The following is an 18,409-nucleotide window of genomic DNA, read 5'->3' as shown; positions in this document are numbered from 1 at the left end:
GCCGGGACAACGGCGGATAACGCCGTAGGCGTTATGCGCCCTACGGGGAATGGCGTGGGTGGGGGACGTAGGAGCGGATCTCATCCGCGAATCGCGCCGGAATGTCCGGCTATCGCGGACAAGGTCCGCTCCGACCGTGCTTCCTGGACACGTAGGAGCGGACTCCGTCCGCGATTCGCGGTTATTTGCGGCGCTTGAGCTGGTCGTGCAACTGCGTCGGCAACCCGCGGATGATCAGCATGTCGCGCTCCTCGTCGTACTCCACCTTGCTGCCCAGCAGGTGCGCCTCGAAGCTGATCGACAGGCCCTCGGCGCGGCCGGTGAAGCGGCGGAACTGGTTGAGGGTGCGCTTGTCCGCGGGGATTTCCGGGGCCAGGCCGTAGTCCTTGTTGCGGATGTAGTCGTAGAAGGCGCGCGGCGCCTGGTCGTCCATCAGTTCGGAAAGCGCGTCCAGGGCCATCGGCTCGCCGATGCGAGCCTGGCTGGTGGCGTAGTCGACCAGGGTGTCGGTCTTCTCGCGGGCCTGCTCTTCGGGCAGGTCCTCGCTTTCCACGTAGTCGCTGAAGGCCTTGAGCAGGGTGCGCGTCTCGCTGGGGGCGTCGACGCCTTCCTGGCAGCCGATGAAGTCGCGGAAGTAGTCCGAGACCTTCTTGCCGCCCTTGCCCTTGATGAACGAGATGTACTGCTTGGAGGTCTTGTTGTTGCGCCATTCCGAGCAGTTGATCCGCGCCGCCATGTGCAGCTGGCCCAGGTCCAGGTGGCGCGAGGGCGCCACTTCCAGCGCCTCGGTCACCGCCACGCCTTCGCTGTGGTGCAGCAGGGCGATGCTCAGGTAGTCGGTCATGCCCTGCTGGTAGTGGCAGAGCAGCACGTGGCCGCCGGTGGAGAGGTTGGACTCCTCCATCAGGCTCTTCAGGTGCTCCACGGCCTGGCGGCTGAAGGCGACGAAGTCCTTGCCGCCATCCAGGTACTCGGCCAGCCAGCCGCTGAACGGGTAGGCGCCGGATTCTTCCTGGAACAGGCCCCAGGCCTTGTTCGGCTTGGCGTTGTAGCTTTCGTTGAGGTCGGCCATGAGGTTCTCGATGGCCTGGGAGTCGCCCAGTTCGGCGTCGCGCGCGTGCAGCGTGGCGGGGTTGCCGTCGGGCTTCTTGTCGATCAGGTGGACGATGGCGTGACGAATCGGCATCTCGGGCTCGGCTCTGGACGATGGTGGCAAAGCCGCCAGTCTACCCGAGCGCGACGCGCCACGCTCACCCGGCCTTGTCCAGCGGCGCCTCGCCGTCGCGCTCGCGGCGGTTGCGGCGCAGCTGGCGCAGGCGGCGGATCACGTAGTTCAGGTGCAGGTGCAACTCGTACAGCTCGTTGTAGTACGACAGCGGCACCTCCACCCGCGACAACTCGGCCTCCAGGCTCTCCAGGCGCTCGATCTCGCGGCTGAGTTCCGCGCTGCCGGTGTTTTCGTCCAGGCGCCGGTCGATTTCCCGCAGGTAGCGGTACCAGCGGTAGATGCGCGCGCGGATGCGCCAGCGGTACAGCGGGCCGATGGACTTGAACAGCGGGATGAGGATGGCGAGGAAGGGGATCAGCAGGATGATGTAGCGGTCGGCCAGGGAGGCGATGCGGAACGGCAGGAAGCGCTGCAGCAGCGGCAGGCCGCTCTTGTAGTAGCGCTCGGCGTCCTCGTTCAGGCGCAGGGTGCGCGGCTCGGCGGCGGGGAAGGCGCCGGGGGCGTCGAGCAGGCTGCCCTGGCGCATCACCTGGCGCGCGGCCTGGAGGATCAGCGGCGTCAGCGCCGGGTGGAAGCGCTCGTTGATCACCAGGGTGGCCACCGGCGACAGGGTGGTCAGGTTACGGTGCGGCACGTTGTGTTCCAGGTTCAGCAGGCCTTCGCCCACCTCCAGGCGCTTGAGGAAGCGCAGGCGCGCCTCGTAGGCGTCGGCGCGGCGGAAGCCGGCCAGCAGCAGCTGCTCGCTGGCGGCCAGGCGCTGGATCAGCGGGTTGTCCGCCGGGCCGACGAAGAAGGCGGCGTCCAGGCTGCCGGCCAGCAGGGCGTCGGCGGCGCTGTCGCCGCCGCTGGCCTGCCAGCCGGCGGGGTGCTGTTCGTCGCCGATGCCGTTGGCCTGGAGGATGGCCGCGGTGATCGCCTCGGTGCCGCTGCCGCGGCTGCCCAGGGCCACGCGCAGGGGCAGCAGGTCGGCGATGCGGTCGATGTGCACGTCGCGGCGCTGGAACAGCCACAGCGGCTCCTGGAACATGGCGCCGAGGGTCTGCAGGCGTTGCCGCTGCCCGGCGGCGAGCTGGCGCTCCTGGCCGCTCTGCACCAGGGCGATGTCCACGCCGCTGTGCTCGTCCAGCAGCAGGTCCATGTTCTGCCGCGAGCCAGCGCTGGGCACCAGCTTCAGCTCGAAGCCCTGTTCGGCCAGCTCGGCCCGCAGCTTTTCGCCGAAGGCCGCGTAGCCGCCGTCGGGGGCGCCGGTGGCGAGGGTCGCGCTCATCGGCGGCGGCGGCGCGACGAAGTAGAAGACCGCGGCCACCAGGGCGGCCAGCACGGGCACTATCCACAGGTTGGCGCGCACCAGGATGGCGAGGTCGCGGAGCATGTTGAGCAGGCGTTGCATGGTCTGATTCCCGGCCGGCGTCCTTTCAGGATAGCCAGCCTGGCGCGGGCGCACCCCGGAAGCGGGTATCATCGCCGGCTGAATCAGACAGCGGGACAGCAGGCGCATGCGCATCCTCCACACCTCCGACTGGCACCTCGGCCAGCACTTCATGGGCAAGAGCCGCGAGGCCGAACACCGCGCCTTCTGCCGCTGGCTGGTGGAGCGGGTGCGCGAGCACGACGTGGACGCGGTGATCATCGCCGGCGACGTGTTCGACACCGGCGCGCCGCCCAGCTACGCCCGCGAGCAGTACAACCGCTTCATCGTCGAACTGCGCGAGACCGGCGCCAGCCTGGTGGTGCTGGGCGGCAACCACGACTCGGTGGCCATGCTGGAGGAATCCCGCGAGCTGCTGGCGGTGCTCGGCACGCGGGTGATCGCCGCCGCCGGCGCCGACCTCGACCGGCAGTTGCTGGTGCTGCCGCAACGCGACGGCACGCCGGGCGCGGTGCTCTGCGCGATTCCCTTCCTGCGTCCGCGCGACCTGCTGGCCAGCCAGGCCGGGCAGAGCGCGCAGGACAAGCAACTGGCGCTGCAGCAGGGCATCCAGGCGCACTACCAGGCGCTGTTCGCCCTGGCCGAGGCCAAGCGTGCCGAACTCGGTGGCAAGCTGCCGATAGTCGCCACCGGGCACCTGACCACGGTCGGCGCCAGCGCCAGCGAGTCGGTGCGGGAAATCTACGTCGGCAGCCTGGAGGCCTTCCCCACCAGCGCCTTCCCGGCGGCGGACTACATCGCCCTGGGGCACATCCACCGGCCGCAGAAGGTCGGCGGCCTGGAGCACGTGCGCTACTGCGGCTCGCCCATCGCCCTGAGCTTCGACGAGGCGCGGCAGGCCAAGGAGGTACTGCTGGTGGACCTCGACGAAAGCGGCCTGCGCGCGGTGACGCCGCTGCCCGTGCCCTGCTTCCAGCCCTTGCAGTCGCTGGCCGGCGACCTCGACAGCCTGCCCGCGGCGCTGGCCGAAGCCGCCAACCTGGGCACGCCGGAACGCCCGGTATGGGTGGAAGTGCTGGTGCGCAGCGACGACTACCTGAACGACCTGCAGGCGCGCCTGGAGAAGCTCTGCGAGGAACTGCCGGTGGAAGTGCTGCGCACCCGCCGTGAACGCGGCAACCAGCAGGCCGGGCTGTTCGGCGAGGCGCGCGAGACCCTCGACGAACTCTCCGCCGAGGACGTCTTCGAACAACTCCTGGACGCCGAGCAGCTGGAACCGCCGCTGCGCCAGGAACTGGCCGGGCTGTACCGCCAGGTGGTCGCCGAACTGCAGGAGGAGCAAGCCTGATGCGCATCCTCAGCCTGCGCCTGAAGAACCTCAACTCGCTCAAGGGCGAGTGGAAGATCGACTTCGCCGCCGAGCCCTTCGCCGGCAACGGCCTGTTCGCCATCACCGGGCCCACCGGCGCCGGCAAGACCACCCTGCTGGACGCCATCTGCCTGGCCCTGTACCACCGCACGCCGCGCATGAGCACGCTGTCGCAGAGCGGCAACGAGCTGATGACGCGGCACACCGCCGACTGCCTCGCCGAGGTCGAGTTCGAGGTCAGGGGCCGCCGCTACCGCGCCTTCTGGAGCCAGCGCCGGGCCCGCGACAAGGTCGACGGCGCGCTGCAGGCGCCCAAGGTGGAACTGGCGCGCATCGAGGCGGCCGGCGGCGAGGGGGAAATCCTCACCGACAAGATCAACGACAAGCTGCGCCAGACCGAGCAGCTCACCGGCCTCGACTTCGGCCGCTTCACCAAGTCCATGCTGCTGGCCCAGGGCGGTTTCGCCGCCTTCCTCGAAGCCAGCGCCAACGACCGCGCGGCACTGCTGGAAGAACTCACCGGTACCGAAATCTACGGGCTGATTTCCCAGCGCGTGTTCGAACGTACCAAGGTGGCGGAGAGCGACCTGAAACTACTGAGAAGCCGTGCCGAAGGTATGGAGCTGCTCAGCGAGGAACAGCGCGGCGAGCTGCAGGCCGAAGCCGAACGCCTGCTGGCCGAGGAAGCACCGCTGCTCCAGCGCCAGGCCGAACTGCAGGCCCAGCGCCGCTGGCGCGAGGACCTTTCCCGCGCCGAACACCAGCACCAGCAGGCCGCCGCGCGGGAGCAGCAGGCCCGCGATGCCCTGCTCCAGGCAACCCCCGACCTGCAGCGCCTGGCCGCCAGCGAGCCAGCGGCACGCCTGCAGCCGCTGCATGGGGCCTGGCAACAGGCGCGCCAGGCGCTGGAGCGAGACGAAACCGGCCTGGCGGACCTGCAACGCCAGCAGCGGGACTGCGCGGAGCAGGCCGTGCGCAGCCTGTGGCAGGCCAGCCAGTACAGCGCGCAGTGGGCGGGGCAGCGCCAGCGCGCCATCGATGAACTCGCAACGCAGCGCCGCGAAGTACAGGCGCAGCTTGCCGCGCACCCGCAACGCGCCCGCCTGGGTGAACTGCTGGGGGGCTGGCGCGCGCAATTCGCCCAGCGCGAACAGCTCGGTGGTGAACTTCAGGGCGCCCGCGCGCGCCTGGAGCAGGAAGCCTCCGCCATCCAATCGTTGCACGGCCAACTCGCCGCCCATGGCCAGGCCCTGGCTGGCGCCGGGCAAGCGCTGGACGCGGCGCGCCAGGCCGAGGCGCAGCAGCAGGCGCGCTTGCAGGCCCTGCTGCAAGGCGCCGGTGAAAGCGCCCTGCGCGAACGCTGGCAGCAATTGCAGCAGCAGGGCAGGGCGCTGGACCGCCTGCAACAGCTGGCGCAGAGCCGCGGACAGGCCAGCGCGCAGTCTGCCCGCCTGCAACCCCAGCTCGATTCGCTGCAGCAACGCCAGGCGCAGAAGGAAACCGCGATCGCCGAACTGCGCGAGCGCTACAAGGGGCTGAAACAGCAGGTCGCCGACAAGGAGAAGCTGCTGGAGCAGGAGCAGCGCATCCAGGCCCTGGAGGCATATCGAGCACAACTGCAGCCCGGCGAAGCCTGCCCCTTGTGCGGCTCCCACGAACACCCGGCCATCGCCAGCTACCAGGCGCTGGACGTGTCGCAGACGCGCCGCGCCCTCGATGAATGCCGCGCAGCCTTGACCGCACTGGAAAGCGACGGCGTGGCGCTGCGCGACGAACTCTCCGACGTGACGGCCCAGGCCGCACAGGTCCGGCAGCAACTGGAGCAACTGCGCGAACAACTGCATCAGCTCGATGCCGAATGGCAGCGCCAGTCGATCGAGCAGAACCTAGCCATCGAGGATGCCGCCGGCTTGGCCGCGATTCGCCAGGCCCAGGAACAGGCCCTGGCCGACCTGCAGGAACGCCTGGCGGCGCTCGATGCGCTCAAGGGCGAGTTGCAGCAGGCCGCGAGCGCCCGCGAGCACGCCGAGCGCAGCCATGCGGCCGCGTTGCAGCAGGAGGCTTTGCTGCGTCGCGATCTGGACAATGCACAGCAGCGCCAGGCGGAACAGCAGCAACGCCTGGAACAATTGCAGGTGCAGGCCGAACGCCAGGCCGCCGAACTGCTGGCCAGCCTCGACGGTTTCGCCGCTGCCTTGCCCGAGCAAGGCGCAGCCTGGCTAGCCGAGCGCGAAGGCGAATGGCGCGCCTGGCAGCAGGCCCAGCAACGGGACCAGCAACTGCAGGAGGCCGAGCGCGAAGCCCGGCGCCTGTTGCAGGAAGCCGAAGCGCAAGCCGGGCAATGGCGCGAACGCTGGAGCGCCAGTGGCGAGCAGGCATTGCCGGAGCCGGCGCCCGAGGCGCAGCCGCAACAGGCCCTGCAAGCGGCTGAGTCGGCCCTGCAGGCGGCGCAGCGCCAGGCCGATGCGCTGCTCGGCCGCGAGCAGAGCCTCGCCGCGCACCTGGAGCAGGCGCGCACTACCCTGGCCGAATGCGAGCGCACCTGGCAGCAGGCGTTGGCTGCAAGCCCGTTCGCCGAGCTGGCGGCCTTCCTCGCCGCGTTGCTGGAAGACGGCGAACGCCTGCGCCTGGGCGAACTCAAGGCTCGCCTGGACACCGCACTGACCGAGGCCGTGGCACTGCGCGCCGCCGCCGAAGAAGCCGAGCGCCAACTGCGTGCGCAGCCGCTGGGCGAACTGGAACTGCCGGCCCTCGACGAGCAGTTGCAGGCCCTCGCCACCCAGCTGCGCGAACTGGGCCAGCGCCAGGGCGAAGTGCGCGCGCAACTGCAGGGTGACGACGTGCGCCGCGCCAGCCAGCAGGCGCTGTTCGCCGAGATCGCCGCGCAGGAGGCGCACCACGATCTCTGGCAACGCCTGAACGGCCTGATCGGCTCCTCCGACGGCGCCAAGTATCGGCGCTTCGCCCAGGGCCTGACCCTCGACCACCTGGTGCACCTGGCCAACCGGCAACTGCAGCGCCTGCACGGCCGCTACCAAATGGCGCGGCGCAGCGACGGCGAGCTGGAACTGGAAGTGGTGGACACCTGGCAGGGCGACGTCGCCCGTGACTGCCGCACCCTTTCCGGCGGCGAGAGCTTCCTGGTCAGCCTGGCCCTGGCCCTGGCGCTGTCCGACCTGGTCAGCCACAAGACCAGCATCGACTCGCTGTTCCTCGACGAAGGCTTCGGCACCCTCGACGGCGAGACCCTGGAAGTGGCGCTGGACGCCCTCGACAGCCTCAACGCCAGCGGCAAGAGCATCGGCGTGATCAGCCACGTCGAGGCGCTCAAGGAACGCATCCCCGTGCAACTCAAGGTGCACAAGGGTGTCGGTATGGGGTACAGCCGCCTCGACGCGTGCTTCGCCGTGCAATCCTGAGTCTTGCCCGGCGTCATTGCGCCGCACGTTGGGCGGCGCGACGACTTGCAATCGAAGCGCGGCGAGGTAGGCTCAAGAGCGCACTCTTGGCCGTGAGAGGAATAACGCAGGGAGTGCGTCAGGCTCGTCCCGGACCGCCAGTTTCGGCACGCACAGGGGCGGCATCCACAAGACCCCTTGAGGTGATCGAGATGAAGAAAACCGCAGCCACTGCGAAGAAACCCGCTGCACCCAAGACCGTCGCCAGCAAGCCGGCTGCGGCCAAGCCGGCTGCTGCCAAACCCGCTGCTGCGAAACCTGCCGCGGCGAAAAAGCCGGCAGCGAAGAAACCCGCCGCCAAGCCGGCAGCTGCCGCCAAACCCGCCGCCGCGGCCAAGCCGGCACCGCGCCGCGCACCGGCCCTGGCGACCCCGTCGGACCTGTCCAGGGACGCCACCCGCGACCTCAGCGCGGCCCTGAGCCGCCTGCTGGCCGACGTCTTCGCCCTGTACCTGAAGACCAAGAACTTCCATTGGCACGTGAGCGGCCCGCACTTCCGCGACTACCACCTGCTGCTGGACGACCAGGCCACCGAAATCTTCGCCATGACCGACCCGATCGCCGAGCGCGTGCGCAAGATCGGCGGCAACACTATCCGCTCCATCGGCCACATCGGCCGCATCAAGCGCATCGCCGACAACGACGCCGAGTTCGTCCAGCCGCTGGACATGCTGGCCGAGCTGCAGGAAGACAACAAGTCGCTGACCGCCTACATGCGCGAGGTCCATGACCTGTGCGACGAGTACCACGACATCGCCACCGCCAGCCTCATCGAGAACTGGATCGACGAGACCGAGCAGCGCACCTGGTTCCTCTTCGAGACCAGCCGCCGCGGGGATGTGACGGGGCATTGAGGGTGCATGGCTGAAGAGAGGAGGGCCCCTTTTGCAGGGGCCTTTTTCTTTGGTGCGGGGGGAGGTTTCGGCGCGGCTTGTGGGTGTGGCTCCCTCTCCCCAGCCCTCTCCCTGAAGGGAGAGGGGACCGTTCGGCGCAGATGGATATTCTGGCGTTAGCCGGAAGCGAAGTTGCAGGTTGAAACCATTCCTCTGCGTGGGCACGGACAAGCCCCCTCTCCCTTCAGGGAGAGGGCTGGGGAGAGGGAGCGGACTTCGACGCCGCTCCAGCGCTTCACCTTTGCTCATTCTCCTCTCTGCCTTTGTGTCGACCAACTTTCCCGGTTGGGTGTAGTGGTCAACTCATCCCGGACACGGTTTTAAGTTTTTCTTCAGCTTTCGCTGGAGCCAGTCCATCGTTGAACTGATGCGGCCGGATCCAGTTGTAGTGGCCCATCAGGTATTGGCCAATGTCTCGTTGAGCTTGCTGCCCGGTCAGGTAGCCCGTGGTCGGTATCCACTCTGATTTCAAACTGCGAAATACTCGCTCCATCGGTGCATTATCCCAACAGTTGCCTCGGCGGCTCATGCTCTGGCGCATGCGGTAGCGCCACAGTCTCTGGCGGAACTGACGGCTGCCATATTGCGATCCCTGGTCGGAGTGGAACAGGAGTCCTTGAGGCTTTCCACGTTGTTCGTAGGCGACGTCCAGCGCTTTGACCACCAGGTCTCCATCCGGCTTTTCTGATAAGGCCCAACCAACCACTCTGCGTGCATACAGATCCAGGACAACCGCCAGATAGTGCCATTTGCCCTGTGCCCAGACGTAAGTGATGTCTCCACACCAGACCTGATTTGGCGCTTCGACATCAAACGCTCGGTTCAAGGTGTTCGGAATATCTGGCCGCTCCACTGTGGCCTTTTTGTACGCATGTGATCCTGGCTGCTTACTGATCAACGCCAGCTCACGCATCAGGCTGCGGACCTTGAACCGCCCGATTTGCTCACCTTCTTCTTGCATCATTGCCATGATGGTACGGCTGCCGGGCGCACTTCGACCTCGCGTAAACAACTCATTCACTCGACTGCGCAACCGCAGTCGTTCAACGTCCGGAGTTCGCCTTCTGTGACGATGTGCGTAGTAACTTGAGCGAGTGACTTCGAACACTTCGCACAAACAATCAACGGGCTCATGGTCGCTGAGCTGGCGGATCAGCGCGTACGCTCGAGATCTTCCGACATCAAGAGCGCGGTAGCCTTTTTTAGTATCGATTTCTCGCGTTCAAGGCGCGTGATCCGGGCTTCCAACTCTTGGATTTTTTGCTGCTCTGGCGTCAACGCTTTGCTGGCCGGCGTAACGCCGCCGCGCTCCTGCTGAAGCTGATTAACCCATCGGCGTAGGGCCGACTCGACCAAGCCGAGCGAACGGGCCGCTTCGGCATGGCTGTAGCCTTGATCGAGCACCAGGCAGGCAGCTTCGCGCTTGAACTCAGGGGTAAAGGTACGGCGTTGCTTGGTCATCGGACACCTCTCTGTGGCGAGCATTCTCGCCTAAATGGGTGTCCGGGGTTAGTAGACCACTACAGACACCCCCACACAGCAAGCCGAAAAAGAAGAACCACCCCCAGGAGACCTCCCCCATGCTGCTCCACGCCCCCACCTCGACCCTCCTCCTCATCGACATCCAGGAACGCCTGTTCCCCGCCATCCACGACGCCGAGGCGCTGCTGCAGCACAGCGCCTGGCTGCTGGCCGTGGCGCAGCGCCTAGGCATGCCGGTGCTGGCCACGGAGCAGTACAGCAAGGGCCTGGGCCCGACCCTGGCGCAGTTGCGCGAGCACCTGCCGGCCGAGTCCATCCTGGAGAAGATCGCCTTCTCCGCGGTGGCCGACCCGGGCCTGCTGCAACTGCCCGGCGGCGAGCGCCGGCAGTTCGTGGTGTGCGGCACCGAGGCCCACGTCTGCGTGCTGCAGACCGTGCTCGGCCTGCTGGCCGAGGACCGCGAGGTCTACGTGGTGGCCGAGGCGGTCGGCTCGCGGCGCCCGGAGGACAAGGCCCTGGCCCTGGAGCGCATGCGCCAGGCCGGCGCGGTGATCGTCAACCGCGAGATGGTCGCCTTCGAATGGCTGGAGCGCGCCGGCAGCGAGACCTTCCGCGCCGTCAGCCGCGAGTTCATCCGCTGACGGCGGCTCAGCGCGCGGCGAACAGGCGGTCGCCGAGGAAGTCGAGGAACACCCGCAGCTTCAGCGGCATGCGCCGCCCGGCCGGCCACAGCGCGTGGAAGCTGCCCTGGTGTTCGGTGTGCTCGGCCAGCACCTGCACCAGGCTGCCGTCGGCCAGCGCGCCGCGCACGGCGAAGTCCGGCAGGCAGGCGATGCCCATGCCCTGGCCGGCGACGCTGATCAGGGTGTCGGCGGTGTTGCAGGTGAGGCCGCCGTCCAGGCGCGGTTCCGCCTCGCCCGGCGCCAGGCGCAGCGGCCACTTCTGCAGCTTGCCGGTGCTCGGGAAGCGGTAGTGCAGGCACAGGTGCCCGGCCAGGTCGGCGGGGCGCCGGGGCGTGCCGTACTGGCGCAGGTAGGCCGGCGCGGCCACCAGCAGCAGGTGGAAGTCGCCCAGCTGGCGCGCCTTGAGCCGCGAGTCGCGTAGCTCGCCGCTGCGCACCACCAGGTCGAAGCCTTCCTCGATGACATCCACCAGGCGGTCGGTGAAGTCGATGTCCAGCTGGATGCGCGGGTAGCAGCGCATGAATTCCGGGAGCACCTGGGGGAACAGCCCGCTGACCAGCGGCATGCTGATCTTCAGGCGGCCGCGGGCCTGCTGGGTGGCCTGGGCCAGTTCCTGTTCCGCCGCCGCCAGTTCGTCGAGCACGCGGCGGCAGCGTTCGAGGAACAGCAGGCCTTCGTTGCTCAGGCTGAGGCTGCGCGTGCTGCGGTGGAACAGGCGCACGCCCAGGCGTTCCTCCAGGCGCGCGACACTCTTGCCCACCGCCGAGGCGGAGAGGCCGAGCAGGCGCGCGGCCTGGGCGAAGCTGAGGGTTTCGGCGACCTGCAGGAAGACCCGCAGGCCGTTGAGGCTATCCATGGCGTGGCACCTTGGGTTGGGCGTGCGCCCATTGTGCGGCGGCGCTCGCGAAGGATTGCGGACAGATAAGTCCGTTATGTTCGGAATCCTAGCCGGTTTTTCCGCAATGCCGGGATGGTTAGCGTGCGTCGGGTGTTCCCCTGGCTCAACGACGGACCTGCCATGACCCTTTCCCGCTCTTCCCGAACCGACGACGTCGGCGCACCTCCGGCCACCTCCCGCTGGCTCCTGCTGCTGGCGGCCAGCCTCACTGCCGTGCTCATCCCGCTGTGCTTCACCGGCCCGGCCGTGGTGCTGCCGGCGATCAGCCGCGAACTGGGTGGCTCGGCAGTGGCGCTCAACTGGATCGTCAACGGCTACGTGCTGGCCTATGGCGCGGCCATGATGGCCGCCGGCAGCCTGGCCGACGTCTATGGGCGCCGGCGCATGTGGCTGCTTGGCCTGTGGCTGTTCGCCCTGGCCACCCTGGCGGTCCCCCTGGCCGGCTCGGTGCCGGCGCTGGACGTGCTGCGCGTGGTGCAGGGCGTCGGCGGCTCGGCGGCGTTCGCCGCGGCCATGGCGGCGCTGGCCCAGGTGTTCCAGGGCCCGCTGCGCACCCGGGTGTTCAGCCTGCTCGGCACTACCTTCGGCGTGGGCCTGGCGTTCGGCCCGCTGCTGGCCGGCTGGCTCAGCGACGGCCCGGGCTGGCGCTGGGTGTTCCTGCTGCCGGCGGCCTGCGGGCTCGCGTCCATCCCCCTGGTCATGCGCCATTGCCGGGAGAGCCGCGACCCACGGGCGCTCGGCCTGGACTGGCCGGGCGCGCTGAGTTTCACCGCCGCTCTTTGTGCCTTCACCTATGGCCTGCTGTTGGCGCCGGAGCGTGGCTGGAGCAGCCCTGCGGTGTCTGCCTGGTTGCTGGCCAGCGTGGCGCTGCTGGCGCTGTTCGTCCGCGTGGAGCGGCGCGCGGCGCAACCGATGCTGGACCTCTCGCTGTTCCGCCAGTGGCGCTTCGTCGGCGTGCAGCTGCTGGCCGCCTCGCCGGCCTTCGCCTATGTGGTGCTGATTGTGCTGTTGCCGGGGCGCTTCATCGGCATCGAGGGGCAGAGCGCGGTGCAGGCCGGCTGGACGCTGCTGGCGCTGTCCGCGCCGCTGCTCCTGGTGCCTTTCCTGGCGGCGCTGCTGGCGCGCCATTTCAGCGCCGGCGGGCTGTCGGCGCTGGGCCTGCTGGTGGTGGCCGGCGGGCTGCTGTGGCTGGCCCGCAACCTGGCCGGCGACCTGCCGCTGGGGCTGCCGCTGCTGTGCATCGGCGTGGGCATCGGCCTGCCCTGGGGGCTGATGGACGGCCTGGCGGTGAGCGTGGTGGAGCCGGAGCGCGCCGGCATGGCGACCGGCATCTTCAATACCGTGCGGGTGTCCGCCGACGGCGTGGCCATCGCGGTGGTCGGCGCGCTGCTGGCGACCTTGCTGGCCGCCCAGTTGCAGGCGCCGGGCTTGTCGGCCGAGCTGCGCCTGGCCACCGCCAACCAGTTGGCCATCGGCAACCTGGCGGCGGCCGCGGCCGGGGCTCCGCAACTGGCCGTGGAGCAATTGCGCGCGGACTATGTGGCGGCCTTCGGCCGCGTGTTGCAGGTGCTCGCCGGGATCACCGCGCTGGTGGCGGTGCTGGTGTTCCTGCTGCTGGACCGCGCCCGCAGCCCGGCGCTGGCCGCCGAGGCCTGATCAGGCGCCGCGGCGTTGTTCGGCGCTCTGGAAGGTCCAGGCGACGAAGCGGCTCTGCTTCTGCCCCTGGGCCATGTCCAGGGTGCGCACCTGCAGCGCGCCGGCCTTCTTCAGGGCGCGGCGGAAGTCGTCGAGGTTGCCGGCCTTGGACACCAGCGAGCTGAACCACTGCACCTGCTGCGCCACTTCGCGGCTCTCGCTGGCCATGCGCTTGAGGAAGGCGATCTCGCCGCCTTCGCACCACAGCTCGTTGCTCTGCCCGCCGAAGTTCAGCAGCGGCAGCTTGCGCGAGGGGTCGAGCTTGCCGAGGTTCTTCCACTTGCGCCGGCTGCCGGCGCGGGCCTCCTCGGGGGAGGCGTGGAACGGCGGGTTGCACAGGCTGGCGTGGAAGCGTTCGTCGGCGTGCAGCAGGCCGTGGAAGATGTGCTGCGGCTCGCTCTGCTGGCGCAGCTCGATGGCCTCGGCCAGGCCCGGGTTGCCCTGCACTATGTTGCGCGCCGAGGCCAGGGCTGCGGGCTCGATGTCGGCGCCGAGGAAGCGCCAGCCATAGTCGCGGTGGCCGATCAGCGGGTAGATGCAGTTGGCGCCGACGCCGATGTCCAGCACCCGCACGCCGGGCCCGCGCGGCACGCGGCCTTCGTTGTCCTCGGCCAGCAGGTCGGCCAGGTAGTGCACATAGTCGGCGCGGCCGGGGATCGGCGGGCAGAGGAAGTCGGCGGGGATTTCCCAGTGGCCGATGCCGTACTGCGCCTTGAGCAGCGCGCGGTTGAACACCCGTACCGCCTGCGGGTCGGCGAAGTCGATGCTGGGCTTGCCGTAGGGGTTGGTGATGACGTATTCGCCCAGCTCGGGGCTGGCGGCGATCAGGCTGGGAAAGTCGTAGCGCCCCTGGTGGCGGTTGCGCGGGTGCAGCAGGTCGGGCTTCTTCGCGGCGGGATCGCGCAGCGGTTGCGGCTTGGCGGGGCGTTTCGGCGGCTTGGGCATGGCGGGCGGCAGGGCAGGGGAGCGGAGGGCGATTTTCCCACAGAAGCGCGCCTTCTGCTTCTCGTAGGAGCGGATCTCATCCGCGAACCGCTCCGGGACGTCCGGCTATCGCGGACAAGGTCCGCTCCTACGGTTAGGAATGCCATGTCTCCAGGCAACCTGTAGGAGCGGGCCCTGCCCGCGATTCGCGCGCAGGGCGCGCTCCTACAGGGGAATGGTGTGGGTGGGGCGGCGTAGGAGCGGATCTTATCCGCGAACCGCACCGGGACGTCCGGCTATCGCGGACAAGGTCCGCTCCGGTTAGGAATGCCATGTCTCCAGGCAACCTGTAGGAGCGGGCCCTGCCCGCGATTCGCGCGCAGGGTGCGCTCCTACAGGGGAATGGCGCAGGTGGGGCGGCGTAGGAGCGGATCTCATCCGCGAATCGCGCCGATATGTCCGGCTATCGCGGACAAGGTCCGCTCCTACAAGGCGGATTCAGGGGTATTCCAGAGTCGCCTTGATCTTCGCCAGGTTCGCCTCGATCCAGCGCGGGTCGATGGCGCCCCAGTCGCGGATGCGGTAGTGCCCGGCGTTGTTGCGCTCGCCGGCGTGCTGTTCGAACGCGCAGTCGATGTCCAGGTCGGCCAGCGCCGCCAGGGTGTCCTGGGCGGTGCGCCGGGGCATGCCGGTGGCTTCCATCAGCGCCGGCACGCTGCTGGCCTGGCCGCTGTGCACCAGCCAGGCGACGTACAGGCGGCGGTAGAAACTGCTCTTGGTCTTGCTCACTTCCATGGGCTTTCCTTGTTCGGTCAATACAGCGGCAGCAGCCAGGGTACCAGCAACACGCTGACGATCATCACCAGCAGGGTGAAGGGCACGCCGACCCTGACGAAATCGCCGAAGCGGTAGTGCCCGGGGCCCAGCACCAGGGTGTTCACCGGCGAGGAGATGGGCGTCATGAAGGCCGCCGAGGAGGCCAGCGCGACTATCATGGCGAAGGGTTCCGGCTGGGCGCCCAGGGCCCTGGCGGTGGCGATGGCCACCGGCGCCATGAGCACGGCGGTGGCGGTGTTGGAGATGAACAGGCCGATCAGCGCGGTGAGCAGGAACAGGCTGGCGAGGATCAGGTAGGGCCCGGCGCCGCCCAGGGCCGCCACCAGGGCCCGCACCGCCAGGTCGATGCCGCCGGTCTTCTGCAGGGCCAGGGCGAAGGGCAGCATGCCGACGATCAGCACCAGGCTCTGCCAGTGGATGGCGCGGTAGGCGCTGTCCATGTCGATGCAGCGGAAGGCGCCCATCAGCAGGCAGGCGATCAGCGCGGCCAGCACGTTGGGCACCAGGCCGCTGACCATCAGCAGCACCATCACCCCCAGGCTCAGCAGCGCGTGGGGCGCCTGGCTGGCCGCCGGCGCGGCCTCGTCCACCTCCGCCGGCAGGCTCAGCACCAGGAAGTCGCGGCCCTGGCCCTGGAGCTGGCGGATGTCCTTCCAGGCGCCCACCACCAGCAGGGTGTCGCCGACCTTCAGCTTGGCGTCCAGCAGGCCGTCGACCACGGCTTCGCGGTTGCGCCGCAGGCCCACCACGTTGAGTCCGTACTGGCTGCGGAAGCCCAGCTGCAGGATGCTCTTGCCCAGCAGCGCGGATTCCGGCGGCAGCGTCACCTCGGCCATGCCCACCTCGTGGGCGCGCTCGGTGAAGTAGTCGCCGTGCAGGCTCAGCGGCTCCAGGCCGTATTCGTGGTAGAGGGCGAGCAGGTCGATGCCCGGCTGGTAGATGTCCACCAGCAGCACGTCGCCGACCTGCAGCACCACGTCGGCGCCGGGGCTGAGGATCTTCAGGCGGAAGCGCGCCAGGCGCTCGATGGCGATCACGTTGGTGCCGCGCTCGGTGCGCAACTGGACGTCGCCGAGGGTCATGCCGGCCAGCGTGGAGTCGGGGCGGATGCGCAGCCGGCGTTCGCGCCCGGCCAACTGGTAGTCGCGGATCAGGTCGCGCAGCGAGCGGCGCTGCGCGGCGTTGCCGGGGCCGTCGTGGTTATCGCCGAGCCAGCGCCGGGCCACCAGCATGTAGGCCACGCCCAGGACCAGGATCACCAGGCCGATGGGGGTGAAGCTGAAGAAGCCGAAGCCCGGCTCGCCCTCGCGCACCAGTTCGCTGTGCACCACCATGTTCGGCGGCGTGGCCACCAGGGTGAGCATGCCGCTGATCAGCCCGGCGAAGCTCAGCGGCATCATCAGCCGCGCCGGCGAGACGTTCAGGCGCCCGGCGACGCTGAGCACCACGGGGATGAAGATCGCCACCACGCCGGTGGAACTCATCACCGAGCCCAGCCCGGCCACCGCCAGCATCAGCAGCACCAGCAGACGCGTCTCGTCGCTGCCGGCCTTGTGCGTCAGCCATTCGCCGATGCGGTAGGCCACGCCGGTGCGCACCAGGCCCTCGCCGATGATGAAGAGCGCGGCGATCAGCACCACGCTGGGGTCGGCGAAGCCGGCCAGGGCTTCCTGCACGCTGAGCACGCCGGTCAGCGGCAGGGCCACCATGGCCAGCAGGGCGACCACGTCCATGCGCGGCCGGTTGACGACGAACAGCGCCACCGCGGTGGCGAGCAGGAACAGGACCCAGAGCAGTTGCGGATTCATGCGCTTCCTTAGCCGGCGAATCGGCGGGCATTGTGCCCAGGCGACGGGCGCAATGCCTTGATCCGATGCAGCTTAGCGAAGCCTCCCGCAGTTTTCAGGAAAGCCGCGCCACCGGGGTGATCTGCCGTGGGTCGGTGCGCAGCTCGATCAGCGCCGGCTTGCCGCAGGCCTGCGCGCGCTGGAAGGCAGCGGCGAAGTCCTCGGTGCGCTCGACCAGTTCGCCGTGGGCGCCGAAGGCCCGGGCCAGGGCGACGAAGTCCGGGTTGTGCAGTTCGGTGGCCGAGACGCGCCCCGGATACTCGCGTTCCTGGTGCATGCGGATGGTGCCGAGCATGCCGTTGTTGACCACGATGACGATCAGCGCGGCGCCGAACTGCACGGCGGTGGCCAGTTCCTGCGGGTACATCATGAAGCAGCCGTCGCCGGCGAAGCACACCACCTCGCGCTGCGGCTCGCGCAGCTTGGCGGCGATGGCGGCGGGGAAGCCGTAGCCCATGGCGCCGTTGGTGGGTGCCAACTGGCTGCGGGCGGCGCGATAGCGGTAGAAACGGTGCACCCAGACGGCGTAGTTGCCGGCGCCGTTGCTGATCACCGCGTCTTCGGGAAGGGTTTCGGCGAGGTGGCCGACCACCGCGGCCAGGTCCACGCCCTGCAGTTCGGCGGGGCTGGCCGGCGGGGTGGAATAGGCCAGGTAGTCGGCGCGGGCCTCGGCGGTCCACTCGGCCCAGGGGCGGTTTTCCAGTGGCGCCAGGGCGTCGAGGGCGGCGGCCATGGCCGGCAGGCTGGCCTGGATCGGCAGGTCGGCCTGGTAGACGCGGCCCAGCTCGCTGGCGTCGGGGTGGACGTGGATCAGCGTCTGCCCGGGTTTCGGGCTGCGCACCAGGGTGTAGCCGGCGCTGGGCGTCTCGCTCAGGCGCGAGCCGAGCACCAGCAGCAGGTCGGCCTCCTGCACCCGCGCGGCGAGCCTGGGCGAGGCGCCGAAGCCGAGCTGGCCGGCGTACTGCTCGTCGCGGTTGTCGTACAGGTCCTGGCGGCGGAACGAGGCCACCACCGGCAGTTCGTTGGCCCGGGCGAAGCGTTGCAGGGCGCGGCGCCCGGCATCGTCCCAGCCGGTGCCGCCGACCACCAGCAGCGGCTTGCGCGCGCGGGCGAGCAGGCTGCGCAGCTCCTCCAGCGCGGCCAGCGGCGGGGCGACCTGCGGGATGCGCGGGGCGGGCGCGTCCGCCACCTGCGCGGTGCCGAACAGCACTTCCTCCGGCAGGGCGACCACCACCGGGCCGGGGCGGCCGGACTGGGCCACGGCGAAGGCCTGGGCGACCACCTCGGGGATGCGCTGGATGTCGTCGATCTCCGTGGCCCATTTGGCCAGGCCGCCGAACATCTGCCGGTAGTCCACCTCCTGGAACGCCTCGCGGCCCTTGAAGGCGCTTTCCACCTGGCCGACGAAGAGGATCATCGGCGTGGAGTCCTGTTTCGCCGTGTGCACGCCGTTGGCCGCGTGGGTGGCGCCCGGCCCGCGGGTGACGAAGCAGATGCCCGGGCGCCCGGTGAGCTTGCCGTAGGCGTCGGCCATGTTCGAGGCGGCGCCTTCGTGGCGGGTGACGATGGTGCTGATCGAACGCGCGTCGTGCAGGGCGTCGAGCACCGGCAGGTAGCTTTCGCCGGGGATGCAGTAGACGGTGTCCACCGCGTTGCGCAGCAGGGCTTCGACGAGGATCTGGCCGCCATTGCGGGCGGGGAGGTCGGACATGGTGCGGGCTCCTGT

At 69.2% G+C, this 18,409-nt stretch carries 13 protein-coding genes; 5 read left to right on the top strand and 8 right to left on the bottom strand.

What is annotated here, in order from left to right:
- Positions 1–181: 181 nt before the first annotated feature.
- Both yejK and ACTWJ5_RS25630 read right to left on the bottom strand, forming a co-directional pair.
- Positions 182–1,186, bottom strand: coding sequence for a nucleoid-associated protein YejK (yejK, locus tag ACTWJ5_RS25635; protein ID WP_074979075.1), 1,005 nt, complete (start codon positions 1,184–1,186; stop codon positions 182–184).
- A gap of 64 nt (positions 1,187–1,250) precedes the next feature.
- Positions 1,251–2,618, bottom strand: coding sequence for a TAXI family TRAP transporter solute-binding subunit (locus ACTWJ5_RS25630; RefSeq protein ID WP_444436803.1), 1,368 nt, complete (start codon positions 2,616–2,618; stop codon positions 1,251–1,253).
- Between the two features lie 106 nt (positions 2,619–2,724).
- Between ACTWJ5_RS25630 and sbcD the strand changes: the two genes are divergently transcribed.
- The 3 genes from sbcD (at position 2,725) to ACTWJ5_RS25615 (ending at position 8,278) form a co-directional block, all read left to right on the top strand.
- Positions 2,725–3,945: an exonuclease subunit SbcD gene (gene sbcD, locus ACTWJ5_RS25625; RefSeq protein ID WP_444436802.1), complete on the top strand. Its 1,221-nt coding sequence runs from the start codon at positions 2,725–2,727 to the stop codon at positions 3,943–3,945.
- On the top strand, positions 3,945–7,385 hold the full coding sequence (locus ACTWJ5_RS25620; protein WP_444436801.1) for an AAA family ATPase: 3,441 nt from the start codon (positions 3,945–3,947) through the stop codon (positions 7,383–7,385). Before sbcD ends, ACTWJ5_RS25620 begins: the two co-directional genes overlap by 1 nt.
- A 191-nt stretch (positions 7,386–7,576) precedes the next feature.
- Entirely contained in the window at positions 7,577–8,278 is a 702-nt protein-coding gene (locus ACTWJ5_RS25615; protein WP_444436800.1) for a Dps family protein, read from the top strand.
- A 337-nt stretch (positions 8,279–8,615) separates the two neighbouring features.
- On the opposite strand, the gene ACTWJ5_RS25610 is transcribed toward ACTWJ5_RS25615, so the two are convergent.
- Positions 8,616–9,778, bottom strand: a protein-coding gene (locus tag ACTWJ5_RS25610; protein WP_112302876.1) for an IS3 family transposase whose coding sequence is annotated in 2 segments (ribosomal slippage) — positions 8,616–9,523 and positions 9,523–9,778 — 1,164 coding nt in all. Because the reading frame shifts where the segments join, the coding sequence is not laid out codon by codon here.
- A 119-nt stretch (positions 9,779–9,897) separates the two neighbouring features.
- Between ACTWJ5_RS25610 and ACTWJ5_RS25605 the strand changes: the two genes are divergently transcribed.
- Positions 9,898–10,440 (top strand): hydrolase, encoded by a 543-nt coding sequence (locus tag ACTWJ5_RS25605; protein ID WP_444436799.1) that lies wholly within the window; start codon positions 9,898–9,900, stop codon positions 10,438–10,440.
- A 7-nt stretch (positions 10,441–10,447) separates the two neighbouring features.
- On the opposite strand, the gene ACTWJ5_RS25600 is transcribed toward ACTWJ5_RS25605, so the two are convergent.
- Positions 10,448–11,338, bottom strand: a complete 891-nt coding sequence (locus ACTWJ5_RS25600) for a LysR family transcriptional regulator (RefSeq protein ID WP_253412776.1) — start codon at positions 11,336–11,338, stop codon at positions 10,448–10,450.
- Between the two features lie 162 nt (positions 11,339–11,500).
- Here ACTWJ5_RS25600 and ACTWJ5_RS25595 point away from each other — a divergent pair, with 162 nt between their 5' ends.
- On the top strand, positions 11,501–13,036 hold the full coding sequence (locus tag ACTWJ5_RS25595; RefSeq protein WP_444436798.1) for an MFS transporter: 1,536 nt from the start codon (positions 11,501–11,503) through the stop codon (positions 13,034–13,036).
- On the opposite strand, the gene rlmF is transcribed toward ACTWJ5_RS25595, so the two are convergent.
- From rlmF to ACTWJ5_RS25575, 4 genes are all read right to left on the bottom strand, one after another.
- Positions 13,037–14,020, bottom strand: a complete 984-nt coding sequence (gene rlmF, locus ACTWJ5_RS25590) for a 23S rRNA (adenine(1618)-N(6))-methyltransferase RlmF (protein WP_301500129.1) — start codon at positions 14,018–14,020, stop codon at positions 13,037–13,039.
- Positions 14,021–14,497: 477 nt separating this feature from the next.
- The gene (locus tag ACTWJ5_RS25585) at positions 14,498–14,794 is read right to left on the bottom strand and encodes a winged helix-turn-helix domain-containing protein (RefSeq protein ID WP_256512579.1); all 297 of its coding nucleotides are present in this window, start codon (positions 14,792–14,794) and stop codon (positions 14,498–14,500) included.
- Positions 14,795–14,811: 17 nt separating this feature from the next.
- The gene (locus tag ACTWJ5_RS25580; protein WP_444436797.1) at positions 14,812–16,644 is read right to left on the bottom strand and encodes an SLC13 family permease; all 1,833 of its coding nucleotides are present in this window, start codon (positions 16,642–16,644) and stop codon (positions 14,812–14,814) included.
- A gap of 94 nt (positions 16,645–16,738) precedes the next feature.
- Positions 16,739–18,394, bottom strand: a complete 1,656-nt coding sequence (locus ACTWJ5_RS25575; RefSeq protein ID WP_444436796.1) for a thiamine pyrophosphate-binding protein — start codon at positions 18,392–18,394, stop codon at positions 16,739–16,741.
- Between the last annotated feature and the right edge of the window lie 15 nt (positions 18,395–18,409).

Origin of the sequence: Pseudomonas sp. A6, from assembly GCF_052367875.1 — a bacterium.
Taxonomy (GTDB): Bacteria; Pseudomonadota; Gammaproteobacteria; order Pseudomonadales; family Pseudomonadaceae; genus Pseudomonas; species Pseudomonas citronellolis.
The sequence above is the reverse complement of the archived record's forward strand: the minus strand, read 5'-3'. Positions and strand labels throughout refer to the sequence as shown.